Annotated in this window: 22 protein-coding genes; 11 read left to right on the forward strand and 11 right to left on the reverse strand. The window is 68.8% G+C overall.

Features of this window, described 5'->3' with window-relative positions; genetic code table 11:
* Window positions 1-97 precede the first annotated feature (97 nt).
* Entirely contained in the window at window positions 98-799 is a 702-nt protein-coding gene (locus tag H7A85_RS00150) for a Fe-S cluster assembly protein HesB (RefSeq protein WP_244630850.1), read from the forward strand.
* A 54-nt stretch (window positions 800-853) separates the two neighbouring features.
* Here the strand turns inward: H7A85_RS00150 and H7A85_RS00155 are convergent, their stop codons facing one another.
* Window positions 854-1,030 (reverse strand): hypothetical protein, encoded by a 177-nt coding sequence (locus H7A85_RS00155; RefSeq protein ID WP_182083871.1) that lies wholly within the window; start codon window positions 1,028-1,030, stop codon window positions 854-856.
* A 44-nt stretch (window positions 1,031-1,074) separates the two neighbouring features.
* Window positions 1,075-1,245, reverse strand: coding sequence for a hypothetical protein (locus H7A85_RS00160; protein WP_182083872.1), 171 nt, complete (start codon window positions 1,243-1,245; stop codon window positions 1,075-1,077).
* A gap of 172 nt (window positions 1,246-1,417) precedes the next feature.
* Here H7A85_RS00160 and H7A85_RS00165 point away from each other — a divergent pair, with 172 nt between their 5' ends.
* On the forward strand, window positions 1,418-1,657 hold the full coding sequence (locus tag H7A85_RS00165) for a hypothetical protein (RefSeq protein ID WP_182083873.1): 240 nt from the start codon (window positions 1,418-1,420) through the stop codon (window positions 1,655-1,657).
* On the opposite strand, the gene H7A85_RS00170 is transcribed toward H7A85_RS00165, so the two are convergent.
* From H7A85_RS00170 to H7A85_RS00180, 3 genes are read right to left on the reverse strand one after another with little or no spacing between them, the layout of a single operon-like run.
* The gene (locus H7A85_RS00170; protein ID WP_182083874.1) at window positions 1,642-2,241 is read right to left on the reverse strand and encodes an aminodeoxychorismate/anthranilate synthase component II; all 600 of its coding nucleotides are present in this window, start codon (window positions 2,239-2,241) and stop codon (window positions 1,642-1,644) included. The two genes, H7A85_RS00165 and H7A85_RS00170, sit on opposite strands and share 16 nt — an antisense overlap.
* The gene (locus H7A85_RS00175) at window positions 2,238-3,638 is read right to left on the reverse strand and encodes an anthranilate synthase component I family protein (protein WP_182083875.1); all 1,401 of its coding nucleotides are present in this window, start codon (window positions 3,636-3,638) and stop codon (window positions 2,238-2,240) included. Before H7A85_RS00175 ends, H7A85_RS00170 begins: the two co-directional genes overlap by 4 nt.
* Before the next feature lie 43 nt (window positions 3,639-3,681).
* On the reverse strand, window positions 3,682-5,313 hold the full coding sequence (locus tag H7A85_RS00180) for a histidine kinase famiy protein (RefSeq protein WP_182083876.1): 1,632 nt from the start codon (window positions 5,311-5,313) through the stop codon (window positions 3,682-3,684).
* A gap of 99 nt (window positions 5,314-5,412) precedes the next feature.
* Between H7A85_RS00180 and H7A85_RS00185 the strand changes: the two genes are divergently transcribed.
* Window positions 5,413-5,802: a response regulator gene (locus H7A85_RS00185; protein ID WP_182083877.1), complete on the forward strand. Its 390-nt coding sequence runs from the start codon at window positions 5,413-5,415 to the stop codon at window positions 5,800-5,802.
* Window positions 5,803-5,807: 5 nt separating this feature from the next.
* On the opposite strand, the gene H7A85_RS00190 is transcribed toward H7A85_RS00185, so the two are convergent.
* Genes H7A85_RS00190 through H7A85_RS00200 form a run of 3 tightly spaced genes read right to left on the reverse strand, consistent with a single transcriptional unit; the run spans window position 5,808 to window position 8,691 of the window.
* Window positions 5,808-6,449 carry an LUD domain-containing protein gene (locus H7A85_RS00190; protein ID WP_182083878.1) on the reverse strand — a complete coding sequence of 214 codons (642 nt, stop codon included), beginning with the start codon at window positions 6,447-6,449 and terminating at the stop codon, window positions 5,808-5,810.
* The gene (locus H7A85_RS00195) at window positions 6,446-7,873 is read right to left on the reverse strand and encodes a LutB/LldF family L-lactate oxidation iron-sulfur protein (RefSeq protein WP_182083879.1); all 1,428 of its coding nucleotides are present in this window, start codon (window positions 7,871-7,873) and stop codon (window positions 6,446-6,448) included. Before H7A85_RS00195 ends, H7A85_RS00190 begins: the two co-directional genes overlap by 4 nt.
* Entirely contained in the window at window positions 7,870-8,691 is an 822-nt protein-coding gene (locus H7A85_RS00200; protein WP_244630851.1) for a (Fe-S)-binding protein, read from the reverse strand. The genes H7A85_RS00195 and H7A85_RS00200 overlap by 4 nt, the downstream gene beginning before the upstream one ends.
* Before the next feature lie 176 nt (window positions 8,692-8,867).
* Between H7A85_RS00200 and H7A85_RS00205 the strand changes: the two genes are divergently transcribed.
* From H7A85_RS00205 to H7A85_RS00240, 8 genes are all read left to right on the forward strand, one after another.
* Complete coding sequence (locus tag H7A85_RS00205) at window positions 8,868-9,134, forward strand: hypothetical protein (RefSeq protein ID WP_182083880.1); 267 nt, start codon at window positions 8,868-8,870, stop codon at window positions 9,132-9,134.
* A gap of 82 nt (window positions 9,135-9,216) precedes the next feature.
* Entirely contained in the window at window positions 9,217-9,393 is a 177-nt protein-coding gene (locus H7A85_RS00210) for an Rmf/CrpP family protein (RefSeq protein ID WP_182083881.1), read from the forward strand.
* A gap of 215 nt (window positions 9,394-9,608) precedes the next feature.
* Complete coding sequence (locus H7A85_RS00215; RefSeq protein ID WP_182083882.1) at window positions 9,609-10,493, forward strand: BadF/BadG/BcrA/BcrD ATPase family protein; 885 nt, start codon at window positions 9,609-9,611, stop codon at window positions 10,491-10,493.
* Window positions 10,494-10,592: 99 nt separating this feature from the next.
* On the forward strand, window positions 10,593-11,702 hold the full coding sequence (locus H7A85_RS00220; protein ID WP_182083883.1) for an S-(hydroxymethyl)glutathione dehydrogenase/class III alcohol dehydrogenase: 1,110 nt from the start codon (window positions 10,593-10,595) through the stop codon (window positions 11,700-11,702).
* 4 nt (window positions 11,703-11,706) lie between these two features.
* Window positions 11,707-12,168, forward strand: coding sequence for a GNAT family N-acetyltransferase (locus H7A85_RS00225; protein ID WP_182083884.1), 462 nt, complete (start codon window positions 11,707-11,709; stop codon window positions 12,166-12,168).
* A 33-nt stretch (window positions 12,169-12,201) separates the two neighbouring features.
* Entirely contained in the window at window positions 12,202-13,044 is an 843-nt protein-coding gene (fghA, locus tag H7A85_RS00230; RefSeq protein WP_182083885.1) for an S-formylglutathione hydrolase, read from the forward strand.
* 92 nt (window positions 13,045-13,136) lie between these two features.
* Complete coding sequence (gndA, locus tag H7A85_RS00235; protein ID WP_182083886.1) at window positions 13,137-14,567, forward strand: NADP-dependent phosphogluconate dehydrogenase; 1,431 nt, start codon at window positions 13,137-13,139, stop codon at window positions 14,565-14,567.
* An 839-nt stretch (window positions 14,568-15,406) separates the two neighbouring features.
* Window positions 15,407-15,739, forward strand: coding sequence for a hypothetical protein (locus H7A85_RS00240; protein ID WP_182083887.1), 333 nt, complete (start codon window positions 15,407-15,409; stop codon window positions 15,737-15,739).
* A 328-nt stretch (window positions 15,740-16,067) separates the two neighbouring features.
* Here the strand turns inward: H7A85_RS00240 and H7A85_RS00245 are convergent, their stop codons facing one another.
* The 3 genes from H7A85_RS00245 to coxB are packed head-to-tail and all read right to left on the reverse strand — an operon-like array spanning window position 16,068 to window position 19,659.
* Window positions 16,068-16,427, reverse strand: a complete 360-nt coding sequence (locus H7A85_RS00245; RefSeq protein ID WP_182083888.1) for a hypothetical protein — start codon at window positions 16,425-16,427, stop codon at window positions 16,068-16,070.
* On the reverse strand, window positions 16,424-19,009 hold the full coding sequence (gene ctaD, locus H7A85_RS00250) for a cytochrome c oxidase subunit I (protein ID WP_182083889.1): 2,586 nt from the start codon (window positions 19,007-19,009) through the stop codon (window positions 16,424-16,426). Before ctaD ends, H7A85_RS00245 begins: the two co-directional genes overlap by 4 nt.
* On the reverse strand, window positions 19,006-19,659 hold the full coding sequence (gene coxB / locus H7A85_RS00255; RefSeq protein ID WP_182083890.1) for a cytochrome c oxidase subunit II: 654 nt from the start codon (window positions 19,657-19,659) through the stop codon (window positions 19,006-19,008). Before coxB ends, ctaD begins: the two co-directional genes overlap by 4 nt.
* Window positions 19,660-19,697 lie beyond the last annotated feature (38 nt).

Genomic DNA, 19,697 nt, shown 5'->3' on the forward strand with positions numbered 1-19,697 from the left:
AATCGCCGTCGATTGCGGCTCCATGGCACCGACCCCGTCCTCCGAACCCGTTGCGCGCTTCAAAGCGCGCCGTCCGCCGCCCCAGCGAAGCGCGCCCTTGCTGGAGCCGGCACCAGCCAGCGATCTCGTCGCCAAGGCACGCCTCGTCCACGACCGGCTTTGCGCGGTCTACGGCTGCCCGATCGGCTATTTCCACGATCTCGATCCCTTGAGCGAGCTCGTGTCCTCGCTCCTGTCGCACCGGACGCGCAACGCCGACTCGGGGCGCGCCTTCAAGGCTCTGCGGACACGCTTTCCCGATTGGGCGGAGATGATCGACGCGCCGACGGCGGAGGTCGAGGCCCTGATCCACGGCGTGCGCTGGCCGGAACTGAAGGCGCCGCGTCTTCAGGAGATTCTGGCCGCGGTGCGGACCCGGCGCGGCGCGCTCGACCTCGATTTTCTCGCCGACCTGTCCGTCGAAGAGGCGCGCGCCTGGTTGGAGGAACTGCCGGGTGTCGGGCCGAAGACCAGCGCGGCGGTTCTGTCCTTTTCGGTGCTGCGCATGCCGGCCCTGCCGGTGGACAGTCACCACCACCGCGTTGCCCAGCGGCTCGGGCTGATCGGGCCGAAGCTCGACGTCGGTCCGTCCCATCCCGTTCTTCGCGGGCAACTGCCCGAGGATTGGAGCGCGCAGGACCTTTACGACAATCACGAGGTCCTGATGCTGCACGGGCAGAAGGTCTGCCACCACCGCCGCCCGGCCTGCGACCGCTGCACGCTGGCAGACATCTGCCCGAGCGCGTTCCACGTCGCCTGAACGCTCGGCGTCGGGTTGGGGCAGGGCGTTCTCTCCGAACCCCGGCCGGGTTCCTTACCCCTGGCCCGGCGGGCGATCTCCGCCCGACGGTTGCGGCGAGGACGGCGCGGCGCGGTCGGCCTCCGTGCCACCCGTCTCGTCGTTCGGCTGCACCAGCCCGTCCTCGCCGATCGGCTCCGGCAGGATCGGATCGGGTGCGTTGCGCTCCGGGGTGTCGGGCGTATTGGACATTGGCGATGGCTCCTCGAAATCGTCGGGGGAAAGGGGCGGGTCGCTCAGCCCGCGCCGGCGTCGTCGCCGGCATCCTTCTCGTCCGGCAGGCTGCCGGCGCCCGGCGTCGCGTCCTCGTTGGTAAGCTCGGGCTTGGCATGCGGTCCGGCACCGGGTGTCCGGTCCTCGCCCGTCTTCGATGCTTCGTCCCGTTCGGTCTCGTTCGAGCGGCTCATCGCATGGGCCTCCATTCCGACCATGTTTGCCGGAGAATGACGCTCGAAGGGGCGTGGGGGTTCCCGGCTTCCGCCGGAGCGCACCCGGCCCGCCCCACGTTCGCGCAAGTTCCGGCTGGAACGCTGCGGATCGGCAGGCATGACGAAACACGCTCGAAGGAGACGCATTCTCATGAGAATAGGCCTGAACGAGATCTCGTCCGACCAGGTGGCGATGCTGTCGCGTCTCAACGACGCGCCGGCGCGCGACAGCGTGGGTCTGCGAACGGGCGAACTGTCGCTCGACGAGTTGCGCCGATGCCTGGAGCTTCATGCGCTGGGGCTGGTGTCCGCGACGGTCGGCTGGCGCGACACGTGCTGGTTCGCGCTGACGCCCGCCGGCCGCCGGATCCGCCGTCAGGCGCCGGTCTGAGCCGCGCGCCAGCGCTTCGCCAAGTGGAGGAAGCGCTCGATCATCGCCGCGCCGTCCAGCGTCAGCACGGATTCGGGGTGGAACTGGATGCCGAAGGTCGGGTGCCGGCGATGCGACAGCGCCATGATCTCGCCGGCCCCGGATCTCGCATCCACCTTGAGGCTCTCGTCCATCTCCCGCGTTCCACGCACGATCAGCGAATGGTAGCGCCCGACCGGGATCGTCTCGGGGAGCCCTTCGAAGAGCCCTGTCCCGTCGTTCCAGCAGGGCGAGGCGCGCCCGTGCATCGGTTCATCCGCGCGCTCCACCCGGCCCCCGAACGCCGCGCCGATCACCTGATGCCCGAGGCAGACGCCGAGGATCGGCAGGCGGCCTGACAGGGCGCGCACCGCCTCCAAGCTGACGCCGGCCTCCGCCGGGCCGCAGGGGCCGGGGGATATGACGAGGGCATCGGGCGTCTTGGCCTCGATTTCGGCCATGTCGATCCGGTCGCTGCGCACGACCAGCGTTTCCTCCCCCAGTCGCTCGGCATAGCGGGCGAGGTTGAAGGTGAAGCTGTCGTAGTTGTCGAGAACGAGGATCACGGCGCCTCCTCGTCCGGCTCGAAGGCTCGGAGGATGCGCGCCGCCTTGGTCTGCGTCTCCGCCCATTCGGCGGGGCCTTCCGACAGGATGGTGACCCCGCCGCCCGTCCCGAAGGACACCTCGCGCGCGCCGAATTCCAGTGTGCGGATGGCGATGGAAACGTCGGCCGAGCCCGAAAACGACAGGGCGGCCACCGAGCCGCAGTAGAGGCCGCGCGGGGCGCCCTCGATCTCGGCGACGATGTCGGTGGCGCGGATCTTCGGCGCGCCGGTGATCGAGCCGCCGGGAAAGGTCGCGGCCAGAAGCGCGCCGACGCCCGTGCCGGGCCGGAGACGGCCGGTGACGGAGGAGACGAGGTGATGCAGCCCGGCATAGGATTCCAGGGCGCAGAGTTCGGGAACGACCACCGAATCCGCCTCGCAGACCCGCGACAGGTCGTTGCGCAGGAGATCGACGATCATCACGTTCTCAGCTCGGTCCTTTTCGGAAGCCAGAAGCGTGTCGGCCGCCGCCCGGTCGGCGGCTTCGTCCGCCGCCCGGCGTGCCGTTCCCTTGATGGGCCGCGTTTCCACCTCGCGGCCGCGAAGGCGCAGGAAGAGCTCGGGCGAAGCGGAGGCGATCGTGCGAGCCGGCTCTTCGAGATAGGCGGCGAAGGGCGCGGGGTTGACCTCGCGCAGGCGCCCATAGAGCGCGAACGGGTCGAACCCTTCGGGCAGCGCGGCGTGCATCCGGCGCGACAGGTTGGCCTGGTAGACGTCGCCGGCAAGGATCAGCGCCTTCACCCGCTCGACCTCGGCGGCATATTCGCTCGCCGTCCGGCTGCTGGTCCAGACGACGGAGCGCGGTTCGAACGCGGGCGGTTCGATCGGGCGCGCCAGCGCCTCGGCGAAGAAGTCGAGCCGGGCGGCGGCATGCGCTGCTCGAACCCTCACGTCGGCGCTCGCATCGATGCTTGGCGCGAAGCCGGCGGAGACGAGATGCGCCGATCCCTCCGCGTGGTCGAACACAAGGGCCGTGTCGTAGAGATGAAAGCCGAAAAGCGGCTTCTTCGGATCGAAGCCCACCGGGCGACGGAGGGCTTCCACCAGGTGGCCGGCTTCGAAGTCGATCGTGCCGACGAGCCCGCCGCAGAACGGGGCGGGGCCTTCGTGTTTCACGTGAAACCTCGCCAGCACCGCGTCGATCGCTGCAAAGGGCGACTCCCGCAGGGTGGCGCCATCGAGCCGCGCGCCACCGAGGTCCGCTTCCAGCCGGGCGAAGGGTGCGGCCGCGACCACCGACCAGCGGCCGTTCGACGGGTGAAGACGCGCGCTGTCGAGAAACGCCAGGCCGCCAAGCGGTCGCAGGCGCGCTGCGGCCTGCAGGGGAGGAATGGGATCGACGGGCCGTGTCCACATGGGCCAGCCCTGTAGCAGTCTGACCAACCGGCTTGAAGACCCCTCAGCCGACGCCGGTCGGCCCGTCCAAGACGATGCGCACCCGCCGGGCGAGGTCGAGGCGCGAATAGGGCTTGTTCAGAATCTCGAACCGGGCGCCTTCCGCTTCCGAGCGCTCCAGCGAGGCTTCGGCATAGCCGGTAGTGAGCAGCACCTTGAGGCGAGGGGCGATCCGCAACGCTTCCTGCGCCAGTGCCGTGCCGTTCATGCCGCCGGGCATCACGAGGTCGGAAAACAGGAGATCGAAGGCTTCGCCGTCCCGCAGCCGCTTCAGCGCACCGAGCGGCGATGTTTCCACGTCGACGGCGTAGCCGTGCTCTTCCAGCATCTCGCGTGCCAGCTCGGCCACCGCCTCGCGATCGTCCACTACGAGGATGCGCTCGGTGCCCTGCCGCTCCACCGCGCGCACGCGCTGGAGGGACCGCGTTTCCTCGCCCCGGGCGGCGGGAAACAGAAGCTCGACGGTCGTGCCCTCGCCTTCGCGCGATTCGAGATGGACCGTGCCGCCCGACTGCTTGGCGAAGCCGTAGACCATGGACAGGCCGAGGCCGGTGCCCTTGCCCTCTTCCTTTGTGGTGAAGAACGGGTCGAGAACGCGGCTCAGAACCTCGCGGGCCATGCCCGATCCCGTGTCGGATACGGCGACGGACACGTAGTCGCCGGGCGCGACGTCGTCGTAATCAGTCGCATCCTCCGCGCCGATCGTCCGGTTGGCGGTCACGATACGCACCGTGCCGCCGCCCGCCATGCCCGACATCGCGTCGCGGGCGTTGATCAGGATGTTGAGAAGCGCGACCTCGGCCTGCGTCGGATCGACGCGCGCCGTCGCGAGATCGGGCGCGAGGTCGGTTTCCACCGCGATCTGGTCGCCGAGCGTGCGCGCCGCCATGTCGGTCATGCCCGACACGAGGCCGTTGAGATTGACGAGGCGCCCTTCCAGGCGCTGCTTGCGGGCAAACGCCAGAAGCTGCTGCGTCAGCGTCACGGCTCGGGCCGAGGCCGAGCGCACGTTGTCGACGGCCCGCGCCGTGCGCGTGCGGTCGAGTTCGGGCTTTTCGAGCTGGGCGGCGATCACCTCGACATAGCCGGTGACGACCTGGAGGAGGTTGTTGAAGTCGTGCGCGATGCCGCCCGTCAGCTGCCCCAGCGCTTCCATCTTCTGCGACTGGCGCAGCGCCTCTTCCGCGTCGCGCCGGCGCGACACGTCGAGCTGCGAGCCGAAGAGGTAGACGAGCTTTCCCTCCGCGTCGTAGACCGGCGAGATGAACAGGGCGTTCCAGAAGGTCGAGCCGTCCTTGCGGTAGTTCAGGATTTCGGTCGCGATCTCCCGGCGCCCTTCCACCGCGGCGCGCACCTGGGACACCGTTTCGGGATCGGTCTCGGGGCCTTGCAGGAACCGGCAGTTGTTGCCGACGATCTCCTCGCGTCGATAGCCCGTCATTTGGACGAAGGCGTTGTTGGCGAAGACGATGGGGTTGTCGGGACGGTGCGGATCGGTCACCGTCATCGGCATGCGCGTGGTTTCCACGGCCGCGAAGAAGATGTCGTCGTGACTGTCCAGGCGACCCGCCGCACGAACCCGGACCGTCGGCTTCGGGCCATCGAAGGGCGGCGGGCTGTCGAAGCGGTTGGTCATGAACGCCTTGTGAAGCAAGGAGCGGCGACGGCGCCGGCGCGAAATGCTAATTCCATTTCGCAAGACATATTCGCGGGCGGCGAATAGGAAAGGAACCCGATGTCCGTTTCGGACCACGACTTGACGGCGCGAGGCAAGGTGTTCCTCGTGGAGGACGATCCGATGATCCGCGCGCTGACGGCGGAATGGATCGAGGACGCGGGATACGTCGTCGCCGATTTCGCCAGTGGAAACGAGGCCTTGGAGGCTTTGGCGAGCGGCGGCGAGGCCCATGCCGCCGTTCTCGACCTGACCTTGCCCGATATGCGCGGCGACGAACTGGCCGAGCGCCTTCGCGCCCTGCAGCCGAACCTCGCGCTGGTCTACGCCACAGGCGATTCCAACGACTTAAGCGACGGCGCGCTCGATCGTCCCCATACGGGCCTTCTGCACAAGCCGTATTCGGCTGCCGATCTCCAGTCGGCTATCGAAAAAGTCGCCGGGGCCTGAAGGGATCAGTCCTCGACGAGGAGAATGTGCAGCGTCGCCGGCCCGTGGACGCCGATCACCAGGCTCCCCTCGATATCGGTGGTGCCGCTCGGTCCTGTGACGACGACGAGATTGCGCGAGCGGGCGAGATCGGCGTCGCGGACCGCGTCTTCCAGATGAAGCACCACGTCTTGAGCCCGCACCGCCACGATGTGATGCAGCGGCAGGAAGGCGTCCAGGATCGCCATGCGCGGGCCGGAGCGAAGAACGAGGCTCGCGGTTTCCGCGATCGCCCGCTCGGCCATGGACAGGGATACGAGATCGTCCACTTCGGCGCGCGGGCGAAGGCCCGCCCCCGCCCAGTCCAGCGCTTCCAGAACGGGCAGGGGCTGGATCTTCAGGGCGGGCTCCAGTTCGAGGGCGGCCAAGCGACGGGCGACCGCGGCGGGCACGTCCTCAACTCGCGCGACGCGCTCGCTCGAGGCGCCGGGCGGCAGGCGCGTCACCGCCGCCTCGAAGAGAGACAGGGCATCGCCCTCGGGCAGCAGGGGGCGCACCCGTTCCGGCTCGGCGAGAAGCGCGTCGGCTTCGGCTCGGATGCTCGCCCCGTCCGCCGGCTGGCCGATCGCGCGCGTGATCGCGGCGAAGATCGCGTCCCGCGCGCTCAACGCTCGAGGACCTTCTGCCGCGCGGCTTCGGCCTGGAGGAAGGTCGGTCCCGGCGGGGGCGCCGGCATGTCGCGGTAGGCCGTCCAGGCGCCGGCGAGCGAGGGCAGGCGGGCGATGCGGCCTCTGGCCCCGCCCATCCGGCGCAGCGCGAGGGCGCCGAGCGCCGCCAGCCAGCGATAGGCGCGCGGATGCGTCGCCGCCCAGCGCCAGCCGGACAGGCCGAAGCGCAGCGAGGTGGGCTCCAGCCCCTCGCGCCAGCTCTTCTCGCGCCATCCCTTGATGAGCGTCGGCAGGGGAATGTCCACCGGGCAGACCTCGCGGCAGCGCCCGTTCAGCGTGCAGGCATGGGCGAGATCGCGCGTCTTCTCGGTGATGCCGTCGAACACGGGCGTCAGCACCGCGCCCATCGGGCCGGGATAGGTGCCGCCATAGGCATGGCCGCCGATCTGGTTGAACACCGGGCAATGGTTCATGCAGGCGCCGCAGCGGATGCAGCGCAGCATCTCGCGAAGATCGGGCGCGGCGAGCATGCGCGTGCGCCCGTTGTCGACGAGGACGATGTGGAACTCCTCCGGCCCGTCGAGATCGCCCGCCCGCTTCGGCCCGGTGTGAAAGGTCGTGTACTGGGTCAGCGCCGCCCCGGTCGCCGAGCGCACGAGAAGGCGCAGCATCATCGCGGCATGGCCCATCGTGGGCACCAGCTTCTCGATGCCCGCCGTCACGATGTGGACGCGCGGCGGCGTCGTCGTCATCTCGGCATTGCCCTCGTTGGTCACGGTGCAGACCGAGCCGGTGTCGGCGACGAGGAAGTTGGCACCCGAGATGCCGACATCGGCGGCGAGGAAGCGCTGGCGCAAGTGGCGCCGGGCCGAAGCCGCCATGGCTTCTGGCGTTTCTTGCCTGTGCGGGTTGGCATGGCTCTTCCGGAAGAGTTCGGAAATCTGCTCGCGCGTCTTGTGCATGGCCGGCCAGATGATGTGGCTCGGCCGCTCGCCCGCGAGCTGCACGATGTGTTCGGCAAGATCCGTCTCCACCCGCTCGATGCCCGCTTCCTCCAGCGCGTGCGGCAGGCCGATTTCCTCGCCGAGCATGGATTTCGATCGGGTGACGGAGCGCGCGCCCGCCCGCCGGCAGATGTCCACCACGATGCGGCAGGCCTCATCGGCGGTCGAGGCGTAGTGCACGGTGGCGCCGCTCAGCTTGGCGTTGCGCTCGAACTCTGCGAGATAATGCCCGAGATGGGCGACGACATGGTCCTTGATGGCCCGTCCGCGTGTCCGCGCCACCGCGAAATCCGGCCATTGGCCGACGATCGCCGCGCGCTTGGTGCGAGCGGTCCCCGTGGTGCGGTCGATCGCGACCTTCAGCCATTCGTCGGCGAGCGCATGCTTCGTGCGGGCGTGGAAATCGGGGGCGACGCTCATGCCTTGACCCCGCGCGGTGCCTCGCCGATGGCCGGCGTGCCGAGACGCCCGGTCAAGGCTTCCACCGTGTGGAAGGTGCGGATGCCCGAGCCCTCGCGCGCGAGCTTGCCGGCCATGTTCAGGAGGCAGCCGAGATCGCCGCCCAGAAGAATGTCGGCGCCCGTCTTGGTGATGCTCGCGGTCTTTTCGGCCACCACCGCGTTGGAAATCGCCGGATATTTCACGCAGAACGTGCCGCCGAAGCCGCAGCACACGTTGGCGTCGGGCAGGGGGGTGAGCGCCAGCCCCTCCACGGATCGCAGAAGGGCGCGCGGCTGGTCGTGGACGCCGAGCTCGCGAAGCCCTGAACAGGTGTCGTGATAGGTGGCGGTCCCGACGTGCCGTGTCGGCGGCGGGGTGCGGTAGCCGAGGACGTCGACGAGGAAACTGGTGATCTCGTAAGTCCGCGCCGCCAGCGCCTTCGCCCGCTCGGCCCAGGCGGGATCGCCTGATAGGCTTTCGGGATAGCCGTGCCGGATCGTGCCGGCGCAGGAGCCGGACGGGGCGACCACGTAGTCGAAGCCTTCCAGCGCCGCGATCTGGTGGCGCGCCATGGCCTGCCCGTCCCGTTCGTTGCCGGAATTGAACGCCGGCTGGCCGCAGCAGGTCTGATCGAGCGGCACGAACACCTCGCAGCCGGCCGCCAGGAGGAGCTCGCGCGAGCCTTCGGCGATCGCCGGGCGCATGACGTTGACGAGGCAGGTGACGAACAAGGCGACACGCGGGCGCTTATGGGTTCCGTCGGCCATGCGATCGTCGTCGGATGGGGCTTGTGTCATCGGCTCGCACTCCTCCCGGTCGGGCGAGCTTCGGTTGTGGGCTGGCGAGCCGGCGAGTGCAAGGGCGCCGAGCCGGCCGCATCACGCGCCGTTCGCGCGGGTGTCATCGGAGTTTCGCTTGGCGAACGGGAAAACTCGTGATTAACTTTTCGTCTCATGCAACGGAGGCTCAAAAAATGTTCGTTGTACGCCTAGACCAGGATGGCATCCGCCGTTTCCAAGCCTTCCGCCATCTGGCGGATGCCAAGGCCCACGCCCGCCGCCAGGACGGCGAGGATCTGGAGCCGGGCGCCGTCGCTCTCTACGACGTGCCCGATACGAACGATGCCGAGATCGCGGTGATCGCGGTGCGCGATGGGCTGGCCGTTCCCGTGCTGGATGCCGAGCCCGATCCGGCGGTGCTTCTCGCTTCGATGGGGCTGGGCACGGGGCTGCGCATCTGACGCGAAGCTGCCGGACGCATCCCGGGAACGCCCTGGAGCCTTGCTCGTTTTCCCCTTCGGAACAGGGAAAGGAGCCAGGATCATGGCAACGGACGCATTCCAACAAGGCAAGCTGGCCTTCGCCAACAACATTCCGAAATCGGCCTGCGAGTATCCCGTCGGCTCGACGCTTCGCGCGGAATGGATGGAAGGCTGGACGCAAGGGCTGAACGCCAAGCCGGCCGACGCCGGCCACGCGGCGCAGGCTGCCCTGCATTAAGCCGATCGATGCCGCCCGAATGGTTTTCGGGACGCATTTTCAACGGATGCCGGCGATCGTATCGCCGGCATTTTTGTTGGTATGGGCATCTGGATGGTCCGTTCTTCCAGAAGCCCGATGGCCCCGGCCCTTTGAGACGGGCGCAAACTCCGGCATGAAGGAGAACCCAGGCGATTCGGGACGGGAAAGGCTGCGACCTCGATGGGCACATCCTCATGAGCGGCCCCCTGTTTCTCGGCCTCGATGCCGGTGGCACCTCCTGCCGGGCGCGGCTGACGGATGCGTCCGGCCTCGTGTTCGGCGAGGGCCATGCGGGGCCGGCCTCGGCGCGGCTGGGGGTGGAGGCGAGCTTCGAATCCATGCTGGCGGCCGCGCGCGAGGCGTGGCGCGCGGCCGGGCTCGGCGCCTTCGACTTCGCCCGGCTCCATGTCGGCGCCGGGATCGCGGGGATCGAGCGGGTCGGCATGCGCGAAAGCTTTGCCGAGCGCCCGCACCCGTTTGCCGGCTTCACCCTGTCCAACGACGGCGCGATCGCGTGTCTCGGCGCCCATGGCGGGGCGGACGGCGGCATCGTCGTGGCGGGCACCGGGTCGATCGCCTTCGGTCTTCGTGGCGAGCGCTCCCTGCGCTTCGGCGGCTACGGCTTTCCCGGCTCCGATGAGGGCTCGGGCGCCCGGCTGGGACTGGCGGCGGTGGAAGCGGCGTTTCGCGCGAGCGACGGGCGGCTCGGCCCTTCGCTTCTGACCGACGCTCTTCTCGCCCGGTTCGACGGGGCGCCGCTCGGGCTGACGAAATGGTGCGACGGGGCGTCGGCGACCGACTATGCCGGCCTCGTGCCGCTGGTGATCGAGGCGGCGGGCGAAGGCGACCGCTTGTCGATCGCACTCCTTCAGGACGCCGCGCAGGCCATCGGCGACCTCGTCGACACCTTGCGCGACGCCGGCTGCGAGCGTGTGTCGCTGACCGGCGGGCTGGCGCGCCCACTGCGTCCCTATCTACCGGAGGGGCTCGCCGACACCTTGGACGAGGCGCTCGGCGACCCTCTCGACGGCGCGCTGATCCTCGCCGGTCTGCCGCCCGTCGAGGCCGTCGAGGATTGAGCGCCGGGGTGGCGTTTCGGCCGCCCGATCGTGTAGGCAGGGTTCGATGAGCCGCCCCCGCATGAGGGGTCCTGCCGCCCGAACCCGAGGACGCTTCCCATGAAGACCCGTGCCGCCGTCGCCTTCGAGGCCAAGAAGCCGCTGGAGATCGTGGAACTCGACCTCGAAGGCCCGAAGGCGGGCGAGGTGCTGGTCGAGATCATGGCGACCGGCATCTGCCACACCGACGCCTACACGCTGGACGGGCTCGATTCCGAGGGGCTCTTCCCCTCCGTCCTCGGCCACGAGGGCGCGGGGATCGTGCGCGAGGTGGGCGCGGGCGTCACCTATGTCGAGCCTGGCGACCACGTCATCCCGCTCTACACGCCCGAATGCCGCCAGTGTAAGAGCTGCCTGTCGGGCAAGACGAACCTGTGCACCGCGATCCGAGCGACACAGGGCAAGGGCCTGATGCCGGACGGCACGACGCGCTTCTCCTACAAGGGCCAGCCGATCTTCCACTACATGGGCTGCTCGACCTTCTCGAACTTCACCGTCGTCCCCGAGATCGCGGTCGCCAAGATCCGCAAGGATGCCCCCTTCCGCACCACCTGCTACTGCGGCTGCGGCGTCACCACCGGGGTCGGCGCCGTGACCAAGACCGCCAAGGTCGAGCCCGGCGCCAACGTCGTCGTCTTCGGCCTCGGCGGGATCGGGCTCAACGTCATCCAGGGCGCGCGGATGGTGGGCGCCGACAAGATCGTCGGCGTCGATCTCAACAACGACAAGGCCGAATGGGGCAAGCGCTTCGGCATGACCCACTTCGTCAACCCGAAGGAGATCGAGGGCGACATCGTCAGCCATCTCGTTGCGCTCACCGACGGGGGCGCGGACTACACGTTCGACTGCACCGGCAACACGACTGTCATGCGCCAGGCGCTGGAAGCCTGCCATCGCGGCTGGGGCGTTTCGGTGGTGATCGGCGTGGCCGAGGCGGGCAAGGAGATTTCGACGCGCCCGTTCCAGCTCGTCACCGGCCGCGTCTGGAAGGGCTCGGCCTTCGGCGGCGCCAAGGGCCGGACCGACGTTCCCAAGATCGTCGACTGGTACATGAACGGCAAGATCGAGATCGACCCGATGATCACCCACACGCTCTCCCTCGAGGAGATCAACAAGGGCTTCGACCTCATGCACGAGGGCAAGTCGATCCGCTCCGTCGTCGTCTTTTGATCCCATGGGAGAGTGGCGCTGGTCCACGTTTGCCGAACTGTCGGGGCAGGAGGTCCACGATCTCCTGAAACTCCGGCAGGACGTCTTCGTGGTGGAGCAGGCTTGCGCCTTTCCTGAGATCGACGGGCGGGACGGGGAGGCGCTGCACCTCGCCCGCCTGGAGGACGGGGCGCTGGCGGGCGTACTGCGCGTCTTCGCGCCCGGCGCCGCGAACCCACGCGCCCGGATCGGGCGGATCGCCACCGCTCCGGATGCGCGCGGCACCGGGCTCGGGCACGCCATGATGCGCGAGGCGCTACGCTTCGTGGCCGAGCGCTTCGGGCCGGTGGAAATCGACCTGTCGGCGCAGGCGCATCTGGAAACCTTCTACGCCCGTCACGGGTTCTCCACGATCTCCGGGTCCTATCTGGAGGACGACATTCCCCATGTCGACATGCGCCGTCCCGGAGGTTTCTCCGGGACCTGACCTCAAACCCCTCGCCCATCCCAAGGATCGCCCATGCCACTCGACGTCGTTTCGGAAGCCAAGGCCCATGGCGGCACGCAAGGCGTGTATCGCCACCAGTCCAGAACCACCGACACGTCGATGACCTTCGCGGTCTTCACGCCGCCCCAGACGAGGCAAGGCCGCGTTCCCGTCCTGTGGTATCTCTCGGGCCTCACCTGCTCGCACCAGAACGCGATGGACAAGGGCGAATTTCGCCGCGCGGCCGCCGAGCACGGGCTGATGATCGTCCTGCCCGACACCTCGCCGCGGGGGCCGAACGTCCCGGACGAGAAGGACAACTGGCAGTTCGGCTCGGGCGCCGGCTTCTATGTCGATGCGACGCAAAGGCCATACGCCGCGAACTACCGGATGTATTCCTACGTCACGGACGAGCTGCCGGGATATCTGGCGACGCACTTTCCCGCCGACATGAACCGGCAAGGCATCTTCGGCCATTCCATGGGCGGCCACGGCGCCTTGACGATCGCGCTGCGGAACCCCGGAACCTATCGCTCGGCCTCCGCCTTCGCGCCGATCGTCCAGCCCTCCACCGCCGGCTGGTCGCGCCCCGCCTTCGAGAAGTATCTCGGCCGCGACCGCGCCCATTGGCGCGCCTATGACACGACGCTCCTGATCGAGGACGGGCACCGCTTTCCCGAATTCCTGGTGGATCAGGGAACGGCCGACACGTTCCTCGACGACGGCCTGCGCCCGCATCTTCTCCGGGAGGCCTGCGACAGGGCCGGCATCAAGCTAGCGCTCAACATGCGCGAGGGCTACGACCACTCCTACAACTTCATCTCGACCTTCATGGACGACCACCTCGCCTGGCATGCGGAGCGGCTGAAGGGATAGGGCCGGCTTCCCATCGTTTCGATGGAACGGACCGCCGCTTTTCGCTAAACCTGCCTGCGACAAACGGGACCAACGGTCGGGGGGCGAATCGAATGAGCGGCGCACAGGCGGATCTAGGCGTACTGGGCATGGGCACGATGGGGGCGAACCTTGCCCTCAACTTCGCCGACAACGGCGGCTTCACGGTGGCCCTGTCCAACCGCACGGTGGAAAAGGCCTACGGCGTGCGGGACGACAATCCGGGGCTCGCCGAACGCCTCGTGCCGACCGATTCGATCGAGCATTTCGTCGCCACGCTGAAGGCCCCACGCGTCGTCGTCCTGATGGTCAACGCCGGCAAGCCGGTGGACGACCAGATCGCTCTCGTCCTGCCGCATCTCGAAGCGGGCGACATTCTGATCGATGCCGGCAATGCCGACTTCAACGATACGGTGCGCCGCGAGCGCGCGGTGCAGGGCACCGGCATCCACTTCGTCGGCATGGGCGTATCGGGCGGCGAGGAGGGCGCGCGCCACGGGCCGTCCATCATGGTGGGCGGCGACCGGGCCGTGTGGGAGCGGTTGAAGCCGCTGCTCGAGCCGATCGCGGCGAAGTTCGATCGCGTGCCGTGCGTCGACTGGCTGGGGCCGGACGGTGCCGGTCACTTCGTCAAGACCATCCACAACGGCATCGAATATGCCGACATGCAGATGATCGCGGAGATCTACGGCATCCTCCGCGACGCGCTCGGGCTGCAGGCCCGGGAGATGGCCGACATCTTCGCCGACTGGAACACGCGCGATCTCCAGTCCTACCTGATCGAGATCACCGCCGCGGTGCTCGCCGAGCGCGACCCCGAGACGGGCGGGCCGCTGGTCGATGTCATCGTCGACGAGGCGGGGCAGAAGGGCACCGGTCGCTGGTCGGTGATCGAGGCGCAGAAGCTCGGCGTCGGCGCGACCACGCTGGAAGCCGCCGTGTCGGCGCGCGGCATCTCGTCCCGCCGCGAGGAGCGCGCCGAGGCGAGCCGCCTGTTCGACGGGGTGAAGGTCGCGCGCGCCGAGTTCCACATGAGCCGCGAGGGTCTGGCCGAACTGGAAGCCGCGTTGGTGACCGCCAAGATCATCGCCTATGCGCAAGGCTACGCGACGCTGGCCGAGGCCTCGGCCGAGTTCCAATGGGATCTGCCGCTCGGGCAGATCGCGCGGATCTGGCGCGCCGGCTGCATCATCCGCTCGCGGTTCCTCGACGACATCACCCGGGCCTACGAGGCGGGCGCGGTGGTCAACCTTCTTCAGGCGCCGAGCTTCCAGGCGCGCATTGAGGCCGGCCAGGAAGCCCTGCGCCGCGTCGTCGCCAAGGCGGCGCTTGCCGGCATCCCGGTGCCCGCGCTCGCCGCCGCCCTGTCCTATTTCGACGACTACCGCCGCGCGCGCGGCACCACCAACCTGACGCAAGGCCAGCGCGACCTCTTCGGCGCCCACACGTTCCACCGCCTCGACCGGGAGGGCACGTTCCACCACCAGTGGCCGAAGATCGGGTAGGGAAAGGAGCGCGCTCAGCGGCATCCAGGCGGGCCGCTTGGCCGCCGCGCATGGGCGAAGCTGCCGGCGGTCGCATATGCGTCTTTTACACCCCGAACGACGGCTTTCCCGTTCGGGTCGGGAGTTTGGATCTCCGTCGTCCGACTTCCAGAACGTTGAAGGCAGCCCGTCGAGGCGAAGGGCTGGCTGAAGCCTATCCAATGAAAGCCGAGCGGGCCTTCGCGCCCGGAGAATGCGACGAGCCGGAAAACCGAAGCCGATCCCGTAAATGCATAGGCGCCCGATCGGCTTCGGAATGGGGTTTTCGTTCGCAGGGTCGGCGTCGAATTCGATGTGGCGCTTCGAAGGCTTCGGGCCGGCGAAGCGGGACCTTGAGTGAACGCGACTGACGGGGAGCGCGGCAAGCTGGCATCGGCGGACCTAGAGCGCTTTCCGACCGGCTTGGATGGTCGGCACGGCGGTGATTTCGGTTCGTGGCCGACGAGCAACGCGGCCGAGGAGCGAAAGCGCCCTGCCGCGAGCCAAGCGTCCGCAGGACGATGACGAGCGTTCAACCCGGTCGGACGTGGCCCTAGTGGTCGCTGGAACGACGCCGGCGTCTTCATGCGCCCGATCGACGGGTTTGCGCGACGCACGGCGCGCATCGAGGTTGCGGGATGCTTTTCCCGCCCGCCGATGGAGGCGGCCGAAACGGTCTCCTCGGCGCGTCGGTCGCGCGAGATAGGTGTTGCCGCCCCGGCCGGCGATCCTTAAATTTTGAGGGATTTCCTCGCCGTTCGCAGCGCTACCTCCTCCCTTATCCGATCGCGATCCGCGACCCTTAAGAGTTGGAGGATGCCATGACCAACCGGTATCGCCCGAACGAGCCGACCTCTCCCGTTCCTCTCGAACTCCTAGCGCTGCTTCTGCGCTCGCCCGACGAGCGGGTCGCGGAAACCGTGCGCGAACTGCCGCCGCTCCAGCGTGCGACGCTCGCGGCCTACTGCATCGGCCGCACCCACATGCGCCGGATCGCGCTCGTGATCGCCGCCGAGTGCAGCGAACACGCCCTTTGGGAGGCGGCGGGAAAGGTCGGCCTGGCGCTCCACGAACAGTGCCGCGACCAGGTCGCCTTCGATCGCGAGCCGGGCCTGTCGTCGCGGCGCAAGGTGTCGCTGGCCAAGGTCGCCTGAAGGGCGGCCTTCGGGCGCTCCGGGCGAGACCTAAGGGCTTGCGGAGGGCGGCGCCGGGTGACGGCAGGCTCGAACCCTTCCTGTGGGGTGAAGCGAGGCGCCTTGACGCCTCGCCTCGCGTTCAGCCCTTCTTCGTCGCGCCGCTGATGCCACCCTTGAGGCTGGGGGCGGCCGCGATCGTCTTTTCCACCACCTTCTTGGGCTTGCGGGCTTCCTTGCCGCCTTTGCGCTTCTCACCCATGATGCCGGCTCCTTGGTTGCAAGACGGCGCAGCTTGGCACGGATCGGGGGGATCGGCACCATCAATTCGGCGGCGAGGCGACGAGCCTCAAAGGCAGGCGGACGGCAGGAGAACCGGGACGAAGTTCAGGATCGTCACACCGAGCGCCACGGCCGTCGTCCAGACCGTCGCCCGCGCCAGAAAGGTGTCGGGCTCCGCACCCGCCGGCAGGACGCGCCTTCGGCGGCGCGCCCACAGGAGAACCGCGCCGATCGCCACGAGATGGGCAAGCCAGACGGCGACCAGCATCGCGCGCTGGAGCGAAACGGGGCCGATAACGGCGTCTTCCCAGCCGAAGGCGCAGCCGATCGACAGCGCGGCATAGAGCCAGACGAAGGCCGAGCCCCAGATCACGAAGCCGGCGCATAGCAGAAGAAGAGAAGAGGCCGAGCGCGGCGGGGTGGTCATGGTTGGGCCATCTCGCGCAGAGGCAGAAGGGCGGGCAGGGCGAACAGGAAGCCGAGGCTGAGAAGCGCAGCGGCTGCCGTGTAGTCGTGCCAGAGGCTCATCGTGCGAAGATCCGCCGAGCGCCGGGGCGAAACGAAGCCTGCCATGCAGCGCCAGATGCCGAGTCCCGCCAGAAGGGCGCCGATCGCGGCATGTAGCGCCACATAGGCTGGGAAGGCCGCCGTCACCGCGAGATAGGCGTGGCTCGTGGGCGCGGGCACGTCGGACAGCATCAGCCAAACCGCGACCCCGGCCGCGATGATCTGTGCGGCAAAGGCGCCGCCGAGGATCGGCAGGGCGGCGGCGGCCGAGGTCCGGGCGGCGGTGCGCGCCGCCATGCGGCCGAGGAGTGCGGCCAGAAGCGCGGCGAGCGCCAGCGCGGCGCATTTCAGCGGGGGCAGCGACACGGCCTCGGGGCCCGGCCAGCCGGGCGCGACCAGCCACAGGAACAGGGCGCCGAACAGGAGCGAGGCGAAGGCCGTGCCGTCCGCGATCAGGAGGAACAGCATGCCCCACCAGGTCGCGGGCCGCTCCACCTCGGCGTGGACGGGCAGGCGAAGGCCGCATCCGGCGTCGATCGCTCCATGGTCCCGTTTCTGGCCGGCCTCGCGGCTCCACAGGAGGAAAAGAGCGACCACAAGGACGAGCGCCACTGGCGTCAGCCAGTACTGTTTGAAGAGGAGCGTCAGCACCACGGCGCCGATCGCGAGCGCCGTCCAGAACGGCAGGCTGGTCGGGCGCGGCAGGATCGCGATGTGCTCGGGCTTAGCTGTGGCCATGGAAACGACCAGCGTTTCCTGCCAGCCGTTGCGCGGGATGGCGAGGTGGCCTTCGCCCCGTTCCAGGCGCTCGCGAAGGCCCGGCTCGTCGCGCAGCGGCGCGCGGGAGGCGACGGTGGGAAGGCTTGCGAAGGCATAGGGGCGCGGCGGAATGGAGGTGCACCATTCCAAGGTATCCGCTCCCCAGGGATCGGGCGAGGAGCGCTTGCCGAAGCGCATCTGGAAGATCATGTCGAGCGCGAAGAGCGCGAAGCCGGCGGTCATCACGAAGCCGCCGATCGAGGACACGAGGTTCGGCACGTCCCAGCCGAGCCCTTCCGGGTAGATGGCGTAGCGGCGGGGCATGCCGAGAAGCCCCGTCCAGTGCATGATGAGGAAGGTGGCGTTGAAGCCGATGAAGATCAGCCAGAAGGCGAGCGTGCCGACGCCATAGAGCGGCCGGCGGCCGGTGAAGTGCGGCAGGTAGTAGTAGGCGGCGGCGAGCATGGGGAAGATGAACCCACCGACGAGCACGTAGTGCATGTGCGCCACGACGAAATGCGTGTCGTGCGCCTGCCAGTCGAAGGGCACGATGGCGAGCATCACGCCCGTCAGCCCGCCGCACACGAACACGAAGAAGAAGCCGAGAAGATAGAGCATCGGCACGGTCAGGCGCGGCCGCCCCGCCATCATCGTTCCGATCCATAAGAAAATCTGGACGCCGGTGGGCACGGCGACGAGGACGCTGGCGGCGGAAAAGAAGGCTTGCGCCAGATGCGGGATGCCCACCGTGAACATGTGGTGGACCCAGAGGCCGAAGCTCAGGAAGGCCATGGCCGTGATCGACGTGACGATGGCGGCGTAGCCAAGGATTTCCCGACGGACGAGCACGGGCAGGATGGTCGAGACGATGCCGGCCGCCGGCAGGAAGATGATGTAGACCTCCGGATGGCCGAACAGCCAGAACAGGTGCTGCCAGAGGAGCGCGTCGCCGCCGCGGGTCGGGTCGAAGAAGGGCAGGTCGAAGGCGCGCTCGGCCTCCAGAAGCACGGAGCCGAGGATCAGCGGGGGAAAGCCGACCAGCATCATCGCGGCGGTGACGAGAATGTACCAGCCGAAGAGCGGCATGCGGGCAAGCGTCATGCCCGGCGCGCGGAATTTGAGGATCGAGACGGTGATCTCCACTGCCGCCGCGAGCGCGGAAATTTCCACGAAGGTCACGCCGAGAAGCCAGACGTCGGCGTTGATGCCGGGCGAATGGGCGGCCGACGACAGCGGCGTATACATGAACCAGCCGGAATCGGGCGCGTAGCCCGCCAGAAGCGCCAGGACGAGGATCGAGCCGCCGAACAGGTAGCACCAGAAGCCGAGCGCGGTCAGGCGCGGAAAGGCGAAGTCGCGCGCGCCCAGCATCTTGGGCAGGAGATAGATCGCCAGCCCTTCGAACATCGGGATCGCGAACAGGAACATCATCACCGTGCCATGCATGGTGAAGATCTGGTTGTAGAGATCAGGGCCGACGAAGGCGCTGCGCGGGGAGGCGAGCTGGGCGCGGATCAGCATGGCGAGCGCCCCGCCGATCGCGAAGAACACGAAGGCGGCGATGATGAAGCGGCGCCCGAGGATCGTGTGGTTCACCGCCCGGATCGTGCCGCGCCAGCCCGGCGGCGTCGCCCAGATCCGCTCGAGGTCGCGCTGGAGCGGCGTCAGCGCCGGCGGCCCGGCGGGGTCCGCCCGGCGCCCGTCCGCTTCGCCGGGAACGGTGGGAAGAACGAGATCGCTCATCGGACATCCCCTTGCGCGGCGGCGGCGAGCGCGGCCTCGAACTCTTCGGGCACATGCGCGAAGACGGTGAAGCTCATGGCCGAATGCCCCGTGCCGCAGAATTCCGCGCACACGCCCCCGAAGGTGCCCGGCCGGTCGGCCTGGAGGCGGATCGTGTTCACGTGGCCGGGGATCGCGTCCACCTTGCCGCCGAGGCGCGGCACCCAGAAGGAATGGATCACGTCCGTGCCGACGACGCGGATGTCGACCGGGCGCCCGGCCGGCAGGTGCAGCGCGTCCGGCGTTTCGCGCCCATCGGGATAGCGGAAGCGCCAGGACCATTGCGAGGGGCGCGCTTCCACCGTGTAGGCGGGCGGATTGGACGGGTGGGGCAGAAGGCGCTCGCCGGTGCCGAGCGCGAAGACGAGCAGCGCCGGCAGGACCACGCCCGGCAGGACGAGGCCGCCCCAGACCAGCCAGCGCCGCCCGTCGCCGGCTCCGGCCTCGTTTCTGCGCAGGAACGCGAGCGCCACGAGACCCAGCACCAGCGCGAGGATCGCGGCCGAGCCGGCCAGCATCACCCACCAGAGGATCGCGGTGGAGCGGGCGGCCGGACCGGCGGGATCGAGCGCGGACAGGTTGCCGGCGCAGCCCGAAAGGCCAAATGCCATGGGAACGATCGCGGCGAACCGGCCGCCCTGCCAGACCG

The organism is Aureimonas sp. ME7 (assembly GCF_903970965.1).
In the GTDB taxonomy this organism is placed as follows: Bacteria; Pseudomonadota; Alphaproteobacteria; order Rhizobiales; family Rhizobiaceae; genus Aureimonas.